Origin of the sequence: Paenibacillus sp. 102, assembly GCF_039549175.1 — a bacterium.
Taxonomy (GTDB): domain Bacteria; phylum Bacillota; class Bacilli; order Bacillales; family Bacillaceae_G; genus Bacillus_A.
Genome location: NZ_JBCGHT010000001.1, coordinates 61242 through 80181, shown reverse-complemented (window position 1 = coordinate 80181; position 18940 = coordinate 61242). Strand labels below are relative to the sequence as shown.

The window sequence follows — 18940 nt, the reverse complement described above, 5'->3', positions numbered from 1 at the left end:
GGCTTTATATTATTTCGATTGCTGCAGTTAATCTGAATAGAAAACGGGTTAAAATAGGTTTGAAAAGACCTTAATTATAAAGATATAAGGAATGCGTCTAACTTCGAATATTAAAGAATGAATATTCAATCTTTAATAGAGGTAAATATTTGTAGACAATAGAACTATATTATTTTGCATCATGAAATATAATACCCAATCCATATCTTATCCCGGAGTGAATTGTACTTACACCATGACGAAGTGTCGTTTTATAATAACCACGAGTTCCGAGAACAGGTCGATGGTTTGTCGGAAAAATCAACGCCTCACCTTGTTCAAGGGTAATAACATGTCCTCTACTTTGTGCTCTAGGTCTTTGCTCTACTAAAATCGACTCACCTCCTGTGTAATCAATTTCACGCTGATTTAATGCAAATAATACCTGGAATGGAAAGTAAACATCACCATATAAATCTTGATGTAAACAGTTATAGCCACCTGCACCATACTTTAAAATTAAAGGGGTAGGTCGTATCTGTTCATGTTTTTGACACAGTTCAAGGAACGTTGTGTGGGTAGGTGGATAAACTGGTTCTTTACCTAATTGCTTTAACCATCGATTTGCTGCTATAGCCAGTTCAGAATAAAAGCCTGTACGTAATTCTTGTATAATTGATGGAAGAGGTGCTTGGAAATATCGATACTGTCCACTTCCAAAACGATATCTTTCCATGTTGATTGTACTTCTATAGAAAGAATCCTCTTCGTACATATTTATAATTTCTTCGCATTGTTTTGAATCTAACAATACAGGTATTTTTGCATAACCAATCTCATCTAAAGTTTTATGCACTTCATCCCAATTAAGGGATGAAACGCGTTCTTGAATGTTATTAGACATATTGCATTTCTCCCCAAAATTTACCATCTACCTTTTCAAGTGATAGTAAATCACGCTTCATCTCTAAGCCACCTCGAAAACCTGTCAATTTACCGTTTTTCCCGATTACACGATGGCACGGAACTGTGATTAATATTGGGTTTGCTCCAATTGCTGTACCTACAGCACGGACTGATTTAGGCTTTTGAATTGCTTCTGCAATGTCAGAATAAGAGCACGTTTTTCCATATGGAATTTTATTTAAAGCATTCCAAACAGCCGTTTGAAAAGCTGTACCAATTGCGTCAATAGGAAAAATAAATACTTGACGATTTCCTTCAAAGTATTCAACAAACTCTGTAACATATGGCTGTAATTTTTGAGCATCTTCCACTAAAGTATGTTTCGGGAGTTTAGCATTTGCCCAATCAGCTATTTCTTCAAAAGGCTGATTTTGTGAACCCACAAAGCATAATCCTTTATCAGTTGCCGCAATATACATCTTCCATTGTTTATAAATGAATTGAGTCCAATATACGTTTTGAGTTAATGTTGTTTCCATGTTTTAAACCTCCATCTTTTTATTGATTTAGCTTTCTATACATACTAGGCGTATAGCCAGTTCGCTTTTTAAACAGTGTCGCAAAGTGTGCTGTATTTGGTATCCCAACAGCAAAACCGATCTCCATAATGGATTTATCCGTATCCGTAAGATAATCCATTGCTCTAGAAATTCGTGTATGTTGTATATATTCAATGGGAGTAACCCCTTTAATTCGTTTAAATGTTCGTTGTAAATGAAAAGGGCTTCCGTGACACATATCGGCTAATATTTCTAGCGTTAAGGGTTCACTATAGTGATTATCAATGTACTCTGCTATTTGAGTTACCCAATCTTCATTAGGTAATGTTAACCCATTAGGTTTACAACGTTTGCATGGACGGAAGTTTTCGGACAATGCTTCCTCTGTATTTTGAAAGATCTTTACATTGTCTATATTAGGTACTCTGGACTTGCATGAAGGGCGACAGAAAATACCTGTTGTTTTTACTCCGTAATAAAACTTGTCATCATAGGAAGAATCATTGTGCACGATTGCATGCCAACGTTCGTCGGTCATCTTATTAACAACTGAATTTAAAAATTGCGTTGATTCGTTTTGAATTTCGCTATCATTTTGCATCTGATCACCTCCGAAAAGTAGTATAACCTGAACGAAGCTTTTATGTCCGCATTTTAGAATGTAAGAGCAAGATTACGAAGGAAAAAGAATGGGAATAGGAGTTTAGAATGGGAATTTCTTATGTAATATTGCTCTTTTATTTGAAAATCCATTTTATCTGAAGGGTTAGCCCTATAATATGACGTAAAGAAACTAAGCAGCTAACTTTGCAATCATTTGGAGGAAATAATAACAATGTTTTTTCAAGCAAAAGGAAAGATAATATATGATCCAATTGTAGGTAAGGTTCAAGATTCATGGTGGATAATTATAGAATGACCTAATGATATTATTCATTATTATCAAAATTGGATAAAAAAAGAAATAGGTACAAATTTAAATACACCTTTATATGGTGCACATATTTCCGTTTTACGTGGGGAAGAACCACCTCAACACAAGAAGTATTTATGGGAAAAGCATCATAATGAAGAAATTACGTTTTTTTATGGACACGATGTCAAAACTAATGGAGTGTATTGGTGGTTAAACGTTTATTGTGAGAGAATGAAGAGAAACATAAACAGGTGTTAATAAGTATACGAAACGAAAAAATTGCCGGATAAAAAAGTTAGCTTTGCTGACTTTTTTATTTTGTTAAGAAAAGAATGTTTAGCTTTATACATTATTTATTAACAATAATTTACAAGTTCCTTCTCTAAAATTGGAATAAATAGAAAGAAAACCTTATCCCTATAGTAATAGAGGGAAAACTCCATATCGATGCAATAGAATGTTTATAAATATTACTGCAATAAAATAATTTTTATAAAATTTTTAATAATAATACTTTACAAAAATTAAAAAATTAGTAGAATAATAAGTAATAGTAATCTTCTGATAAATATATAAAGAAAAATAGAATTATCAGAAATTTCTTAATCTAGAAACGTACAGGTAATTAGGGAGGGTACAAAAGTGAAAAAGAAAAAAATGAAAAAACTAACAGCAGTCGTAGCACCAGTTTTAGCAATGAGTATGGCATTGACAGCATGTTCTACAGGTGGAGACAAAAAAACAAGTACGAATTCAAGCGGAAGTGATAGCAAATCAGGTGAGAAATTAGCAGCGAAACAAGTACTGAATCGTACAGAAACAAACGAAATTCCAACAATGGATGTTTCGAAAAATACGGATACTCTTGGATCACAAATTTTAGGGAATACGATGGAAGGTCTATATCGTCTTGATAAAGATAATAAGCCAATCCCAGCTGCTGCTGAATCTAGCACAACAAGTGAAGATGGTAAAAAATATACATTTAAGCTTCGTAAAGATGCAAAATGGTCAAACGGTGATCCAGTAACAGCGAAAGATTTCGTGTATGCATGGCAACGTTTACTAGATCCAAATACAGCTGCAGAGTATTCATTTATTGCATACTACATTAAAAATGCAGAAGCAATTAATAAAGGAAAAGCGGAAGTATCTACACTAGGTGCAAAAGCAGTAGATGATCACACACTTGAAGTAGAGCTGGAAAGACCAACTCCATACTTCTTGAATTTAACAGCATTCCCATCTTACTATCCACTAAACGAAAAATTCGTTAAGGAAAAAGGAGATAAATACGGGTTAGAATCTGATACAGTAGTTTACAATGGACCGTTTGTATTAACAGATTGGAAACATGAAGAAGGCTGGAAACTGAAGAAAAATGATAGTTATTGGGATAAAAAGAGTGTGAAGTTAGACGAAATTAACTACAGTGTTGTAAAAGATATGGCAACACGTGTAAATCTATATGATAGTGGGCAAATTGACTTTACTTTACTAAGTGGAGAGTTTGTTGATAAATATAGAAACAAAGAAGGCGAGTTTGGAACATATTCTGAACCAAGTACATTCTACTTGCGTTTAAATCAAAAACGTGCGAATCAAGATACACCACTTAAGAGCAAGAAATTACGTGAAGCAATTGCATTGTCTATTAATAAAAAAGATTTAGCAAATGTTATCCTAAATGACGGTTCGAAACCTGCGGATTATTTAGTACCAAAAGGATTAGCAAAGAGTCCTGACGGAAAAGACTTCCAAGAAGAGTTTAAAAATGGTTTAAAACATGATACGAAAAAAGCAGCAGCAGCATGGGAAGAAGCGAAAAAAGAACTTGGTAAAGATCAAGTGACATTAGAGTTCTTAAACTATGATACAAGTAATGCGAAAAAAGTTGGGGAATATGTAAAAGATCAAATTGAGAAAAACTTAAAAGGTGTAACAGTAAATATTAAAATGCAGCCATTCAAACAAAAGCTGAAATTAGAATCTGATCAAGATTACGATTTCTCATATGGCGGCTGGAGCCCAGACTATGCGGATCCAATGACATATTTAGATATGTTTGAATCTACAAATTCTCAAAACCAAATGAGCTACTTAAATCCAAAATATGATGAAATCATCAAACAAGGTAAGACAGATTTAATGGCGGATGCGAAGAAACGTTGGGCAGAGTTAGGGAAGGCTGAAAAACTATTACTGGAAGAAGATGTAGCGCTTGTACCATTACATCAAAATGCTAGATCGTATGTAATGAAACCAAACGTAAAAGGTGTTGTAAAACATAACATCAGTCCAGAATATAGCTTCAAGTGGGCTTATGTAACAGAGGAAAATAGTAAGTAACAAAGATAAAAAAGCATTTCTAAAAGTAGTATATCTACTTTTGGAAGTGCTTTTTTCTATGGAGGGAATCTTGTTTTAAAAAGATTCAGTTACTAGAAGCGATATTTGATGGAGAGATCATATATAAAGAAGTTTAATAGGAACTTAAATAAAGAATAAGAAGTGTTGTGCTGTTAAATAGTGAATGGGAAAATTTTGCACCGTAATATAACTGAAATATATTGTCATTATAGTAGATATTTTAAGATTTTAAAAAAATAACTTTACAAAACATAAAAAAACAGTAGAATATTAATTAATAAGAATTTTCTGATAATATAAATATATCAGAAATCTAATAAGGTTAGCATTGTACATATGATTAGGGAGGGTACACAAATGAAGAAGAAAAAGATGAAGAAATTAACAGCGGTTGTAGCACCGGTTTTAGCAATGAGCATGGCGTTATCGGCATGCTCGGGATCAGGCGGGGATAAGAAGACAAGCACAACGTCTAATAGTGGCGAAGAGAAAAAATCTGATATAAAATACGCAGCAAAACAAGTATTAAATCGTACAGAAAATCAGGAAATTCCAACAATGGATACTTCAAAATCAACAGATACACTTGGAGCGCAAATTTTAGGGAATACAATGGAAGGGTTATACCGCCTTGATAAAGATAATAAACCAATTCCAGCGGTGGCGGAATCTAGCACGAAAAGTGAGGATGGTAAAAAATATACATTTAAGCTTCGTAAAGATGCAAAATGGTCAAATGGTGATCCGGTAACGGCGCACGATTTCGTATTCGCATGGAAGCGCTTACTCGCTAAAGAAACAGCTGCTGAATATGCATTTATTGCTTATTATATTAAAAATGCAGAAGCGATTAATAAAGGAGAAGCAGACGCATCGACATTAGGTGCAAAAGCGGTAGATGACTATACACTTGAAGTAGAATTAGAAAAACCTGTTCCATACTTCTTAAATTTAATGGCATTTGCATCCTACTATCCGTTGAATGAAAAGTTTGTAAAAGAAAAAGGAGATAAATTTGGTTTAGAGGCGGATACAGTTTTATATAACGGACCGTTCGTAATGTCTGAGTGGAAGCATGAGCAAGGCTGGAAGTTGAAGAAAAATGATAAATACTGGGATAAAGATAGTGTGAAATTAGAAGAAATTAATTATAGTGTTGTAAAAGAAATAGCTACAAAAGTAAATTTATATGATACGAATGCAATTGACTTTACACTATTATCAGGAGAATTTGTTGATAAATATAAATCTAATAAAGAGGAATATGGTGAGTATGCAGAGTCAAGTACGTTCTTCTTACGTTTAAATCAAAAACGTGGAGGCCAAGATACACCACTTAAGAGTAAAAAATTACGTGAAGCGATTGCGCTATCAATCGATAAAAAAGGTTTAGCAAATGTTATTTTAAACAACGGATCGAAACCAACAGATCAATTAGTGCCAAAAGGGCTAGCAAAAGGTCCAGATGGTAAAGATTTTACAGAAACATTTAAAAATGGTGTAAAACAAGACACAAAAAAAGCAGCGGCAGCATGGGAAGAAGCGAAAAAGGAACTTGGTAAAGACCAAGTATCGATTGAATTGTTAAGTTATGATGATGGAACAGCGAAAAAAGTTGCTGACTATGTAAAAGATCAAATTGAGAAAAATTTAAAAGGTGTAACAATTAATACGAAAATTCAGCCGTTTAAACAAAAATTAAAGCTAGAGACAGAGCAAGATTATGAAATGTCTTATGCAGGTTGGAGCCCGGACTATGCGGATCCAATGACATTTATTGATATGTTTGAAACGAAGAGTCCTTACAATCAAATGAGCTATTCAAACCCAAAATATGATGAAATGGTTAACAAAGCAGGAAATGAATTAATGTCTGATCCGAAGAAACGTTGGGAAGAGTTAGGAAAAGCTGAAAAACTATTGCTTGAAGAAGATACAGCGATGGTGCCACTATATCAAACTGGTAGAGCATATGTAATGAAACCAAATGTAAAAGGAATTGTAAAACATAATATCAGCCCAGAGTACAGCTTTAAGTGGGCGTATGTGGAGGAGAAAGGCGGAAAATAATAAGTTTTAGAAAAGCGTCTCCAGAGGGTAAATACACTACTTTTGGAGATGCTTTTTCATGAGCAGAATCTGTCTAATCAATTTGAATTGATTAAGAGTGGAAGAAAAAATGAAAGGAATGTCTTACATTCAAATGATTTATAACGAGAAAGATGCATATATAATAGCGCTTAAAAAATAGAAAAGAATAAGAAGGTTTTGATGCTCATATAGTAGATGGGGAGAATCTTGTAATGGTTCTATTAAAAAGTGGATTATTATTATAGAAAAATTATTTTCTGAATTTTTTAAAAATAAACTTTACAAACTCAGAAAAAATAGTAGAATATTAATTAATAAGAATCTTCTGATAACTCAATAGATATCCTGATATCTATTGAGAGTAGCATCGTACATATAATTTAGGGAGGGGAAACAAATGAAAAAGGTGAAAAAATTAACAGCAGTTGTAGCACCAGTTTTAGCAGTAAGCATGGCACTGACAGCGTGTTCGGGATCAGGCGGGGATAAGAAAACAAGTACAACATCTAATAGTGGAGAAGAGAAAAAATCTGATATTAAATATGCAGCAAAACAAGTGATGAATCGTACAGAAACAAATGAAATTCCAACAATGGATGTTACGAAAAATACGGATACACTTGGATCACAAATTTTAGGGAATACAATGGAAGGTCTATATCGCCTTGATAAAGATAATAAGCCAATCCCGGCTGTCGCAGAATCTAGCACGAAAAGCGAGGATGGCAAAAAATATACATTTAAACTTCGAAAAGATGCAAAATGGTCAAACGGTGACCCAGTCACAGCGAAAGATTTCGTGTATGCGTGGCAGCGCCTAGTAGATCCAAATACAGCTGCAGAGTACGCATTTATTGCATACTACATTAAAAATGCAGAAGCAATTAATAAAGGAAAAGCAGAAGTATCTACACTAGGGGCAAAAGCAGTAGATGATCACACACTGGAAGTAGAACTAGAAAGAGCAACACCTTACTTCTTAAATTTAACGGCGTTTGTATCATATTACCCATTAAATGAAAAGTTCGTAAAAGAAAAAGGGGAGAAATTCGGTTTAGAATCTGATACAACACTTTACAACGGACCATTCGTTTTAACAGACTGGAAACATGAAGAGGGCTGGAAACTGAAGAAAAATGATAGTTATTGGGACAAAAAGACTGTAAAATTAGAGGAAATTAACTATAGTGTTGTAAAAGATGCAGCTACTCGTGTAAACCTATATGATAGTGGCCAAATTGACTTTTCTTTACTAAGTGGAGAGTTTGTTGATAAATATAGAAACAACAAAGAAGAGTTTGGAACATATACAGAGCCAAGTACATTCTACTTACGTTTAAACCAAAAACGCGTTGGTCAAGATACACCACTTAAGAGCAAGAAATTGCGTGAAGCGATTGCATTGTCAGTTAATAAAAAAGATTTAGCAGATGTTATTTTAAATGATGGTTCGAAACCTGTGGATAACTTAGTACCAAAAGGATTAGCGGCTGGTCCTGATGGCAAAGATTTTGCAGAAACATTTAAAACGGGATTAAAGCCAGATGCGAAAAAGGCAGCGGCAGCATGGGAAGAAGCGAAAAAAGAACTTGGTAAAGATCAAGTGACATTAGAGTTCTTAAACTATGATACAAGTAATGCGAAAAAAGTTGGGGAATATGTAAAAGATCAAATTGAGAAAAACTTAAAAGGTGTAACAGTAAATATTAAAATGCAGCCATTCAAACAAAAGCTGAAATTAGAATCTGATCAAGATTACGATTTCTCATATGGCGGCTGGAGCCCAGACTATGCGGATCCAATGACATATTTAGATATGTTTGAATCTACAAACTCTCAAAACCAAATGAGTTACTCAAATCCAAAATATGATGAGATGATTAATAAAGGTAAGACTGAGTTAATGGCAGATGCAAAGAAACGTTGGGAAGAGTTAGGAAAGGCTGAAAAACTGTTACTAGAAGAAGATGTAGCGCTTGTACCATTACATCAAAATGCTAGATCGTATGTAATGAAACCAACTGTAAAAGGAATTGTAAAACATAACATCAGTCCAGAATATAGCTTCAAGTGGGCTTATGTAACAGAGGAGAAAAAGTAAGTAATGACCATAAAAGCATTTCTAAGGAGAAATAACTCTACCTTAGAAATGCTTTTTTATTTTGCACCGTTTTTAATTTACATGAATATAGCTAATGTAGAAAAAATGAAGGAGACTCTTATGAAACAGAACGTATATATTGATTTTTTAGCTTATTACGGAATTGGAAGTGCACACCCTGGCGGTTTTACATTAACAAAAAAGTTATTGGCACAGTTGCCATTATATCATGAAGCAAATGTGCTTGAAATCGGATGCGGAACAGGGCGTACAGCAGCTTATATGAAAAAGCAATTTGGTTACAATGTGACGGCAATTGAAAATAATGAGATTATGATTCAAAAGGCGAAAAATAGATGGTTACAAGAGCAATTATCTATTGAACTGATTAAAGGGAATGTGGAGCAGTTGCCGTTTTTGAACGAGCAATTTGACCTTGTATTAGGAGAATCTGTACTTGCTTTTACAAAGAAAGTACAGGCGATTCCAGAATGTTATCGTGTCTTACGAAAGAACGGGAAGCTTATTGTTATTGAAATGATCATTGAGAAGCATTTACCAAAAGAAGAAGAGGATAAAATAACACAATTATATGGAATAAAAGAGTTACAAACAGAAAAGGAATGGATGGATGTATTTCAAATAGCAAACTTCCAAAGGATAACAATAGTAGGTGGAGGAACCATTGCTGAGACGATTGCAGGCCAAATAGAGCAGCCAGAATGGAATTTGTCACATTTTATTCCAGCAGAATTGTATGATGCATGGGTACAACACGAGCAAGTATTACAAATGTACCAACATATTTTAGGGCACCGTGTATTTATTTGTGAAAAATAAAAAGCAGACCCAAAGATCTGCTGTGTGTATTTGTGTATGATAGGATTATTATATCACGTTATTTTTGAAAAGGAGTTGACTAGAAAATGCAGTCAACTCCTTTATATATTAGATGAAAAATAATGCGGCTAAAGAAATACCAAAAATAAACCCGAAAGCTAATTGAATGGCGCCACTTCCACAAAAACCTCTATCAAAACCAAATCCACAACGGTTACATCGACGTAATCCACCACAAAAGTCACAGCCGCCATTTGCATATGCATCATAGTATCCAAAACCGGTATCAAAAGATGGACGATGAATCGGCTCAATCCAAACAGAATCATCTGTTACGTCAACTATTTTACCTAGATGAATATAACCATCGCGATCTTCAATTCGTACAACTTTACCAAAATAACGTCGGCAAGTATTATAACATTTTTGACGATGCACGTTCTTTCCTCCTTCCATGTTACAGTAATACGATATGTCATCAGGACAAGTGCGGCTTGTACGATTGACCTAAGTCTCATAATTGTTACGAGAAAGGGAAAAGATAAGGGGAGAGTGTATGTGAAAAAGGAGTGGGACATATGGAACCTAAAGATAAGTTTCAAACATATGAAGTTCCTTGGGGTGAATTTACAAATGCCCTTCGTAGTGAAATGGAAAAGCAAGTAGGGGCAGATATTATTGATAGGATTGTTTGTGATTTAGCAGATGGATTTGAAGTGTATACATATATACAAGGAGATTTGGACTTTGAATATGAAGAGGTACTTGAACGGAAATTTGGAAGTGATGGGGAAATCCCCAATTTGTTAACAGTTATGTTATTAGCAAGTATTTATCAAACAAGCGAAGAGAATATTCGCTTACATGCAGATCGTAAAGAGAATCCAATTGTTGAAGTATACGTGAAACAATAAAAACACGCTTTTATAGGCGTGTTTTTTTATTTATAGGATAAAATGTAAGGGGATTTTTAACTCAATGAGAGGCTATGGAACGGAAATGGGTTTGTATAATGCGATAACAGATGTACCAGCTGCTCGAGGGTTTCTAGAAAAATATTTTGGTTTGACTTGTAGTGGAACAAAGGGAAATGGCTTTGCAGTTATGCGTGATGATGGTTTTATATTAACTTTAATGAAAGGGAAAGAGGTACATTATCCGAAAACATTTTATGTAGGGTTTCCGCAAGAAAATGAAGAACAAGTTAATAAGATTAACCAATGATTGAAGGAAGACGGCTTTCCGGTTGCACCTCCTCAACATGCACATGCGTATACATTTTACGTTGAAGAACCTGGAGGATATATAATTGAAGTGCTGTACTAAATAAAAAAATCAAACTTTTTTACAAGATTTTTCAATTTGAAAAGTAGGAAAAGTCTGTTTTGAAATGTTTATTTCAAAACAGACTTTTTCTTTGCGTATATATAATAGGATACATACGCAAGTAGAGAATGCGAAAAGGAATATTACTATTTTTAATTTTGTTTACATAATAAAGTTATGTTGTGTTCATTGTCCTAAAATACAAGTCATATATCTTGTTTCTTTTCATAAATTTAAACATAGGAATTTGTCTACAAAGGTGGCGAAGCCTCATCATGAAGATTAGAATCTGTGCCACATTCATCTTTTTTCTATTATTATGTTTGAATCCTTTTTTTACTTTTGCAAAAGGGGAGGAGGCAAAAGAAAGGGTCGTTTCACTTGTATATGATGATTCTGGCAGCATGAGAAACAACGATCGCTGGAAATATGCCAATTATGCTTTGCAAAGTTTAGTTGCATTATTAGATGAGAAAGATAGATTTTCATATGTTCCAATGAGTCGTCCTACTGAAGCGTTAAATGTCACGCTAACAAATGAAAAAAGACAAACAGAAATTGATCAAATTGGAGCGTGGAAGAATTATTTAAATACGCCGTTTAGCGCAGTAGAGACCGCGATGCAATCTATTAAAAAGGAAGCGGACATAAATGGAAAACGTGAATTTTGGCTTATTGTATTAACTGACGGGGCATTTAATGAATTAGAAAAAGAAAAGGCTGGCGGTAAAGAACAAATCACGCAGAAACTCGAACAGTTTAAAAAAGAAATGGAAGCGAAAAAAATATCATTGCATCCAGTTTTAATAACAATGGAAGAAAACTTAGGCCAGCAAGAGCAACAACAGATGAATACGTTTAAAGAAATTTGGAAGCAAGAAATAAGTGGTATCGTTATGCCAACGAGTGGCGAAGATGGAGTCATTGAAAGTGTAAATCAAGCTGCGGCCTTGGTTACGAATCGAGATCCATTTTCTTCTGCTGAATCTATTGTGAAAACGAATATATCTGGTAATAAATTAGAGATTACTACACCATTCCCATTAAAAAGAATGACGCTCGTACAACAATCTTCTAACGCATCGCAATATCAGATAGAGCAATTTTCTAAACCATTAGCAGTGCAATCTTCCTTTTCGATTCATGCACCAGGAGAATCGAAATTATATGGTGGTATTACTCATATTGGTGCTACGAATCATGAAGTGATGAAACCAGGGACATACACATTAGAAATTGATAGAAATATTGCGAAAGAAGGGTTGAAAGTGCTTGTCGAACCAGCACTTGATTATACCGTTTCTACTTATGATAAAGAGGATAAAGCAAAAAAAAACGTTGAGAAAATGTATGAGGGAACGAAAGCAGTGATTGAAGCGAAACCGACGGATTTACCAATTCAATCTTCTTATTTCCAAGCAGAGGTAGAAATAGATGGAAAGCCGTATCCAATGAAATGGGATAATAGAAAAAAATTATTCTACTATGAAACACAAGTTGGAAAACAAGCAGTACGTGGGAAAGTTCATATGAATATAAAAGGATTTTACAGGCAAACGAGAGAGTTCCGAATCGATTCGATGCCAAAGGCAAAATTATCTTTACAAGTCATTACGAAAGATTATGAAGAAAAGGTGACGAATTTAGAAAAGAGTAAACCTTTTGTCTTGCAGCCATTACTGAATGGTGAACCAATGACAGAAGTGGAGGTAAAGAAGCTATTGCAATTTACTGGTGTCACATCTCATCAATCACTCAACTACGAACTGCGGCAACATGACAATCAAATTTATGTGTACCCTCGTCCTTACTACTCCGATACTTTCAATTTTACAGATACCGGCACCATAGAAGCTACCATCACTATAAACGATTCAAGGTTACAAGAAGTGAAGAAAATGATTTCGTTTCACATTCAAAATGCACCATTTTGGGAACGTTATGCGCTAATTTTTCAATTCGTAATTCCAGTTGCATTACTGCTTTTGCTTGTTGCGGTTCTTATTTTAGGGTGGATTGTCCGGCCAAGGTTTCATCGTAAAGCAATGTTGTACTACGAATGGGATCAAGAAGTAGCGAAAGATTGGCTCTATCAATCTGAACCAGAATTATTAAGAAACAAATGGTGGAAACATTATTTTGGTATTCCATTTCGAGCAGAACGAAAGACAATACAATCAGTAACTTTTATAGCAAAAAAAGGTTCGAAATCTGTATTGATAGCAAAAGAATCGCAAGTGATTGGTATGATCATTGACGGTATGTTTATAACAGAGGAAGAGGCTGGAAATGAGCATAAGACGTTATATCCGAATGAGATTTTATTGATTGATCGAGGGTATGGAAAGGAAATCTATCGATACGAATGTGAATGATAGGAAGTTCAAAAAGTCCGGTAAAGATAACTGTCGCATTTCTCCGTTGCACCGCCAGTCCGGTACTCATGTAGTATAGGCTACACTCCGTATCCTCCTGGCTGTTGCGCCTCGAACTGCTCGGCTCTCTTTATCCTCCTTTTTGAACACATATTTTTAGAGGAAGTTCAAAAAGTCCGGTAAAGATAACTGTCGCATTTCTTCGTTGCACCACCAGTCCGGTACTCATGTAGTATAGGCTATACTCCGTATCCTCTTGGCTGTTGCGCTTCGAACTGCTTGGCTCTCTTTATCCTCCTTTTTGAACACATATTTTTAGAGGAAGTTCAAAAAGTCCGGTAAAGATAACTGTCGCATTTCTTCGTTGCACCGCCAGTCCGGTACTCATGTAGTATAGGCTACACTCCGTATCCTCCTGGCTGTTGCGCTTCGAACTGCTTGGCTCTCTTTATCCTCTTTTTTGAATACGGATTAATAGGAAGGTGGTTCACATGACATTACAAGTTCCTACAATTTTAATTGGTTTAGGTGGAATCGGTAGTACTGTTACACATCAAATATATGAAAAATTGCCAGAGGAACGACGTAAAAAGGTCGCAATGCATGTGTTTGATACAGATGTGAATACATTAAGTAAATTTGAACATATTCGTAAGTTTAAGACACAAACGAGTTCTAGTAAAACGCCTCGAGAATATATTGCGGGCGATCCAACAATTCCAGAATGGTTTCCAATGGATCCGACTATTCTTGATAAGCCGTTAACAGAAGGAGCTGGTCAACTTCGTGTAATTTCACGCTTAGCTCTTCGGGCGGCGATGAAAGAAGATAAATTGACTGCTTTTTGGCAAGAAATCGAAAAGATTTTTCCGGTTACAAGTGATCAAACAGAGTATGGTGTTCGTGTTATTATCGTTACATCATTAGCTGGTGGTACTGGTTCAGGGATGTTCTTACAAATTGCGTTGTATTTACGAGAGATGCTTCGAAAAAAATTACAACATCATAACATTTTAATACGCGGTGCGTTTTTAATGCCAGATGCACTTGTTAAAACGCGCACGGTTAGTGCGAAAGAGTTTGAGACTGTGCAGGCGAATGGTTATGCGTCATTAAAAGAGCTACATGCGATTACACTTGGTTCAACGGGTGAATTGTCAAAACGGGGCGGTGTAACGATTGAACTAGAGTATCGTCCAGATCAAGTGGATGAAGACGGAAGAACGAATCATACGATTAAACAGCACCATTTACCGTATAATTATTGTTTCTTATATGATTATGAAAATTTACACGGTCATCATTTACACAATCTATCAGACTATATGGAACAAATGACAAACACGATTTATTTACAGTTATTTAGTCCGATGTCCACAAGTCATTTCGCACAAGAAGATAATCAAATCCAGCAATTGGCGGAATCGAACGGGAAAGCGCGTTATTGTGGTGCTGGAACTGCAAAGCTCATTTATCCATATGAACACGTGTTAAAATATTGTGCTTTGAAATGGGCTGTGCAAGGGTTAGATGAATCGTGGCTACATTTAGATCAATTGTTCCAAGAGAAAACACAGCGGTATGAACAAGATATTCGCCGGGGTATGCAACGTGAGAAGCCAGAGCGAGGAAAGAGTTATTTAGAAGATTTAGAGCATCTTGCTACTCGTCCGGAACAAGCTCATATTTTCTATAGACAAATGTATAATGAAACGCGTGAAGGTGCTGAGGGTGGTAAGGTTGGCGTTGCGAAATCAAAGCTATTTCTAGAAGCAGTTGAAAGTTATGTACAACGTACTGTACAAAAAGATGAGGAGTTAAATAGATTACAGCATGAGTGTAAAATATCTGCTGCAAAGCTCAAAATGATGGAGCAAATGAAGGGGGAAGTGGCGAGAGTTGATCACGCTGTTCGGCTGTATGCCTATGCGATACCAAGCCGTGTGCATGAGCATGTGACGACACTTTTATACGACATGATAGAATCAGATCGCTATACACCAAGTGGGTCAGAGGGACAGTCATACCAACTAAATACATGGTTTTTAAAGAAAACAGAAGCTGTTCACCCAGTGGCCGCTCGTTTCATGTTGTATGAGATTCGGAAGCAATTAGTAGAGAAAATGAATCGATTACACGAGAACAATGAACAAAAGCGTAATTTAATTCAAAATTATGATAAGAAATTTAATGTAAGTAATATTGATGGTACAGTAACAGCGGTGCGACGTGTTGAACTTGCCCAGCAACAAGGCTGGTTTGGAAAAATGTTTTATAATCAGCAGCGCATGTTCCGAAAAGAATTTGAAGATATAGTGACACAATACGTGCATAAGTTAAATGAATACCGCAAAGAGATGTTACTGGAGCTCGTGTATCAATCACTATATCAAGCAGTAAACAAAATGATCCAACATTGGGAAAGATTCTTTGATAATTTACAAGAGACACGCGAAAACTTACTATTTGAAATTCAAAAGCGGAGTAAAGAATTTGAAGGGAAAACAAATCCGACAAATGTGTATGTGTTAGCAGATGAAAAATTACAAGAAAAAATATGGCAAGATATGCAACAACATTTAAATTTAGGTGTGCTTCCAAAGGATATATCGGCGGAGATTTACATGAGCTTGTACGGAGAATACTGCCGCGATGCACAAGCGGAAGAAAGTCAATCGAAGAAGGTAGAGGATTTTTATCGAGAGCATATTTTAACGTATTGTTATGCAGAGCTTCAAGTGAGATATCGTGACAAGCTTGAGCTCAATATTATTGAAGCATTGCGAAAAGAAGCTGATTTTAACAAACGTGATCGTAATGAATATGTGAGAGAAAAGATTGAAGATCTTTTTCATTTGGCAAGTCCGTTTATTCCGAAAGTAGCGCATCATAGAGAGTTACAGTATTGGGGTGTACACCCTTCATTAAAACAAGAATTACAGGAAGAACTCCTGCAAGAAATGTTTCAAGAAAAAGATACAGTAAATGAAGCATTTTCACCATTTGAAGTGATTTGTTATCGAGCTCATTATGGTTTATCATTACAAGATTTCCCTAAGCTTTCGTCTGGACATATTGCAAATGGTTTTATGCATGATAAAGGTGATTATTTTCAGTCTTATTATCGTCGTGTGAATAAATTAAATGTCAAGAAATCAAATTTAACACCGCATTTAGATAAATATTGGCACTTACCAGCCTTTATGCCGGATTTAAATGCAACGCAGACGAAGCTAGATTATGATAAATGTAATCGTGCTCTCCTCTATGCATATATGTATCGGTGGATTAGTCTTGTTGCTGTTGATGGTCAGTTTGTCTATCAATACAATGGTGTAGGACGTAGCTTTTTAATTCAGTCTATGGGGAAAAATATTTCAAGTGAAAGCTATAAGTTACATCGGGCATTGCTTCATAATCCGTTTATTTATGAAAATATTTTGTCCCGTTTTGAAGAAGAACAGGAAAAAGCAATGCTTCAAGGTGGACATTTGTATACGCAAGCCTTTGTATTAGGATCTCAGGATGTAAGGTGGCTTCGCAAAGAGCACGTGCATAATATTTTAGACATTATTTTAATGTACGATCGAGAAGCGAAGTACGATCCGACGTTAGAAGAAACATCAGATGAATTATTGCGATTATTTCTTGATGAAATCGAATTATATTTCCGAAATTATTATGGAACAGGTGCAGATATGGTTGCAAAGAAAGAGACGGAGCTGTTTGTAAAACAATTATGGGATCGTTCGTATGCGAAAGGGTATGTTGATCCAAATAGCGCGCCTTATAAAAAATGGCAGAACCTGCTACATGTTCAAGATGAGGAACAAGAAACAAAAACGAATGCGTAGAGGAATGATAGGGAACTCTTAAATATGGAAAGATTATTTTTGAAAAGAGGGGTTCCAGGTGCCGTTTTTAGGAAGTGTGTATCAAATATTTGGATTATATCCGGAGATTTATCATGCGATGATTTCAATGGAAATAAAAGAGCAACAATTCATGGATGCAAATGCAGAACAGGAAGAATCAGAAACAGAAGTGTGAAAAACCATGCAGGTTAGCCTGCATGGTTTTTTCGTGTTACAATAAAGGGAATTTTTTAGGGGGAGAAAGAAATGAAATGGATTTATTTTAGCATGATTAATGTTATAGCATTTAGTCTTATGGGACTTGATAAACAAAAAGCGAAAAAGAAGAAATGGCGAACACCAGAAAGTACATTGTTCTTAGCAGCGGCAGCTGGAGGTGCAGTTGGTGCGTGGATTGGGATGTATGTATTCCATCATAAAACACATAAAAGTAAATTTGTTTTTGGTATACCGGTGCTTGTTGTGATTACATTAAGTTTAATTTGGTTGATATAAGTAAAGGGATCTAGGTACGAGGAATGTCGAAAAAGTTATAAGGGGTAATATTAGTAAAGCAACCCTATGGCAACGTATAATGAAGAGAAAAAAGAGAAGAGGAGAAAAGGGAAGATGGAGAGTCAAAAAGCACTGCAAAAGAAAGGAATCTTATATGCGGCTGGTGCTTATATGATGTGGGGATTTCTCCCTATTTACTGGAAATGGGTGGGGGAAGTTCCTGCAGAAGAAATATTAGCACATCGCATTGTTTGGGCTTTTGTTTTTATGTTACTGATTCTTGGGGTATCGAAGCGTTTTGGTCAATTTTTCAGTGAGCTTGTGAGCCTTTTTAAACGACCTAAATTATTCATCTCATTAACAATTGCTTCGGTTTTAATTAGTGGGAATTGGTTTGTGTACATATGGGCTGTGAATCACAATCATATCATTGAAGCTAGTCTTGGTTACTATATTAATCCTCTTGTAAGTATTTTACTTGGTACAGTTGTTTTGAAAGAAAAACTTAACTTTTGGCAATATGTTGCAGTTGGTTTAGCGGGAATAGGCGTTATTATTTTAACGTTTCGATATGGTTCGATTCCGTGGGTTGCTCTTTCGCTTGCATTTTCATTTGGATTATACGGATTAACGAAAAAATTACTAAATTATGACGCGATGATAGGTCTTACAATGGAAACAATGATTGTGACGCCTCTTGCAGTTATTTACTTGATTATGATTGGTAATCATGGTTTTGGTTCATTTGGTTCTATTTCGATGACTTCAACGTTACTGTTAATGGGAGCGGGGATTGTTACTGCATTACCACTTTTTTATTTTGCAAAAGGAGCGCAGCTCATCCCCCTCTATATGATCGGTTTTTTACAATATATTTCACCGACCATCAATCTAATTTTAGGTGTCTTTATTTTCCATGAGCATTTTACATCGGCTCATACGACAGCCTTTTTCTTTATTTGGATTGCATTATTAGTATTTTCAATGGCAAAAACAAAGTTTTTACTACGGAAGCAACCGAAGTTTCTTAAAAATAAATCAGCAAAAGTATCATAAAGCGTAGTATTTTCTACGCTTTTTTCTTTATACTTAATAGTATAGAATTT

Annotated in this window: 14 protein-coding genes and 1 pseudogene; 11 read left to right on the top strand and 4 right to left on the bottom strand. The window is 35.3% G+C overall.

Annotation, left to right across the window (positions count from 1 at the left end):
* Positions 1-169: 169 nt before the first annotated feature.
* The 3 genes from AAIE21_RS00405 to AAIE21_RS00395 are packed head-to-tail and all read right to left on the bottom strand — an operon-like array spanning position 170 to position 1983.
* Positions 170-883, bottom strand: coding sequence for a 2OG-Fe(II) oxygenase (locus AAIE21_RS00405; protein ID WP_343264968.1), 714 nt, complete (start codon positions 881-883; stop codon positions 170-172).
* Positions 876-1424 (bottom strand): methylated-DNA--[protein]-cysteine S-methyltransferase, encoded by a 549-nt coding sequence (locus tag AAIE21_RS00400; protein WP_343264967.1) that lies wholly within the window; start codon positions 1422-1424, stop codon positions 876-878. Before AAIE21_RS00400 ends, AAIE21_RS00405 begins: the two co-directional genes overlap by 8 nt.
* Positions 1425-1443: 19 nt before the next feature.
* On the bottom strand, positions 1444-1983 hold the full coding sequence (locus AAIE21_RS00395; RefSeq protein WP_481858655.1) for a bifunctional transcriptional activator/DNA repair enzyme AdaA: 540 nt from the start codon (positions 1981-1983) through the stop codon (positions 1444-1446).
* 1020 nt (positions 1984-3003) lie between these two features.
* Here AAIE21_RS00395 and AAIE21_RS00390 point away from each other — a divergent pair.
* The 4 genes from AAIE21_RS00390 (at position 3004) to AAIE21_RS00375 (ending at position 9763) form a co-directional block, all read left to right on the top strand.
* Entirely contained in the window at positions 3004-4710 is a 1707-nt protein-coding gene (locus AAIE21_RS00390) for a peptide ABC transporter substrate-binding protein (protein ID WP_343264965.1), read from the top strand.
* Positions 4711-5088: 378 nt separating this feature from the next.
* Positions 5089-6801 (top strand): peptide ABC transporter substrate-binding protein, encoded by a 1713-nt coding sequence (locus tag AAIE21_RS00385; RefSeq protein ID WP_343264964.1) that lies wholly within the window; start codon positions 5089-5091, stop codon positions 6799-6801.
* Between the two features lie 418 nt (positions 6802-7219).
* The gene (locus AAIE21_RS00380) at positions 7220-8923 is read left to right on the top strand and encodes a peptide ABC transporter substrate-binding protein (RefSeq protein WP_343264963.1); all 1704 of its coding nucleotides are present in this window, start codon (positions 7220-7222) and stop codon (positions 8921-8923) included.
* Positions 8924-9043: 120 nt separating this feature from the next.
* The gene (locus tag AAIE21_RS00375; protein WP_343264962.1) at positions 9044-9763 is read left to right on the top strand and encodes a class I SAM-dependent methyltransferase; all 720 of its coding nucleotides are present in this window, start codon (positions 9044-9046) and stop codon (positions 9761-9763) included.
* A 108-nt stretch (positions 9764-9871) separates the two neighbouring features.
* Here the strand turns inward: AAIE21_RS00375 and AAIE21_RS00370 are convergent, their stop codons facing one another.
* A complete protein-coding gene (locus tag AAIE21_RS00370) occupies positions 9872-10201 on the bottom strand; it encodes a hypothetical protein (protein WP_343264961.1) in 330 nt (109 codons plus the stop codon).
* Between the two features lie 140 nt (positions 10202-10341).
* On the opposite strand from AAIE21_RS00370, the gene AAIE21_RS00365 reads away from it, so the two are divergent.
* From AAIE21_RS00365 to rarD, 7 genes and pseudogenes are all read left to right on the top strand, one after another.
* The gene (locus AAIE21_RS00365; RefSeq protein WP_343264960.1) at positions 10342-10677 is read left to right on the top strand and encodes a hypothetical protein; all 336 of its coding nucleotides are present in this window, start codon (positions 10342-10344) and stop codon (positions 10675-10677) included.
* 85 nt (positions 10678-10762) lie between these two features.
* Positions 10763-11089 (top strand): annotated as a pseudogene (locus AAIE21_RS00360) (VOC family protein).
* Positions 11090-11364: 275 nt separating this feature from the next.
* Positions 11365-13464, top strand: coding sequence for a vWA domain-containing protein (locus tag AAIE21_RS00355; RefSeq protein WP_343264959.1), 2100 nt, complete (start codon positions 11365-11367; stop codon positions 13462-13464).
* Positions 13465-13955: 491 nt separating this feature from the next.
* Positions 13956-17318 carry a tubulin-like doman-containing protein gene (locus AAIE21_RS00350; protein ID WP_343264958.1) on the top strand — a complete coding sequence of 1121 codons (3363 nt, stop codon included), beginning with the start codon at positions 13956-13958 and terminating at the stop codon, positions 17316-17318.
* A gap of 58 nt (positions 17319-17376) precedes the next feature.
* Entirely contained in the window at positions 17377-17514 is a 138-nt protein-coding gene (locus tag AAIE21_RS00345) for a phosphonate ABC transporter permease (RefSeq protein WP_343264957.1), read from the top strand.
* A gap of 71 nt (positions 17515-17585) precedes the next feature.
* Complete coding sequence (locus tag AAIE21_RS00340; RefSeq protein WP_343264956.1) at positions 17586-17834, top strand: DUF1294 domain-containing protein; 249 nt, start codon at positions 17586-17588, stop codon at positions 17832-17834.
* Between the two features lie 114 nt (positions 17835-17948).
* Positions 17949-18890, top strand: a complete 942-nt coding sequence (gene rarD / locus AAIE21_RS00335) for an EamA family transporter RarD (RefSeq protein ID WP_343264955.1) — start codon at positions 17949-17951, stop codon at positions 18888-18890.
* Positions 18891-18940: the final 50 nt, after the last annotated feature.

Bases quoted from the DNA above. Each gene is read 5' to 3' on its own strand.
- AAIE21_RS00365 (WP_343264960.1), top strand. From the start codon at position 10,342: ATGGAACCTAAAGATAAGTTTCAAACATATGAAGTTCCTTGGGGTGAA.
- AAIE21_RS00340 (WP_343264956.1), top strand. From the start codon at position 17,586: ATGAAATGGATTTATTTTAGCATGATTAATGTTATAGCATTTAGTCTT.
- AAIE21_RS00395 (WP_481858655.1), bottom strand. From the start codon at position 1,983: ATGACCGACGAACGTTGGCATGCAATCGTGCACAATGATTCTTCCTAT.
- AAIE21_RS00405 (WP_343264968.1), bottom strand. From the start codon at position 883: ATGTCTAATAACATTCAAGAACGCGTTTCATCCCTTAATTGGGATGAA.
- rarD (WP_343264955.1), top strand. From the start codon at position 17,949: ATGGAGAGTCAAAAAGCACTGCAAAAGAAAGGAATCTTATATGCGGCT.
- AAIE21_RS00400 (WP_343264967.1), bottom strand. From the start codon at position 1,424: ATGGAAACAACATTAACTCAAAACGTATATTGGACTCAATTCATTTAT.
- AAIE21_RS00385 (WP_343264964.1), top strand. From the start codon at position 5,089: ATGAAGAAGAAAAAGATGAAGAAATTAACAGCGGTTGTAGCACCGGTT.
- AAIE21_RS00380 (WP_343264963.1), top strand. From the start codon at position 7,220: ATGAAAAAGGTGAAAAAATTAACAGCAGTTGTAGCACCAGTTTTAGCA.
- AAIE21_RS00375 (WP_343264962.1), top strand. From the start codon at position 9,044: ATGAAACAGAACGTATATATTGATTTTTTAGCTTATTACGGAATTGGA.
- AAIE21_RS00350 (WP_343264958.1), top strand. From the start codon at position 13,956: ATGACATTACAAGTTCCTACAATTTTAATTGGTTTAGGTGGAATCGGT.
- AAIE21_RS00355 (WP_343264959.1), top strand. From the start codon at position 11,365: ATGAAGATTAGAATCTGTGCCACATTCATCTTTTTTCTATTATTATGT.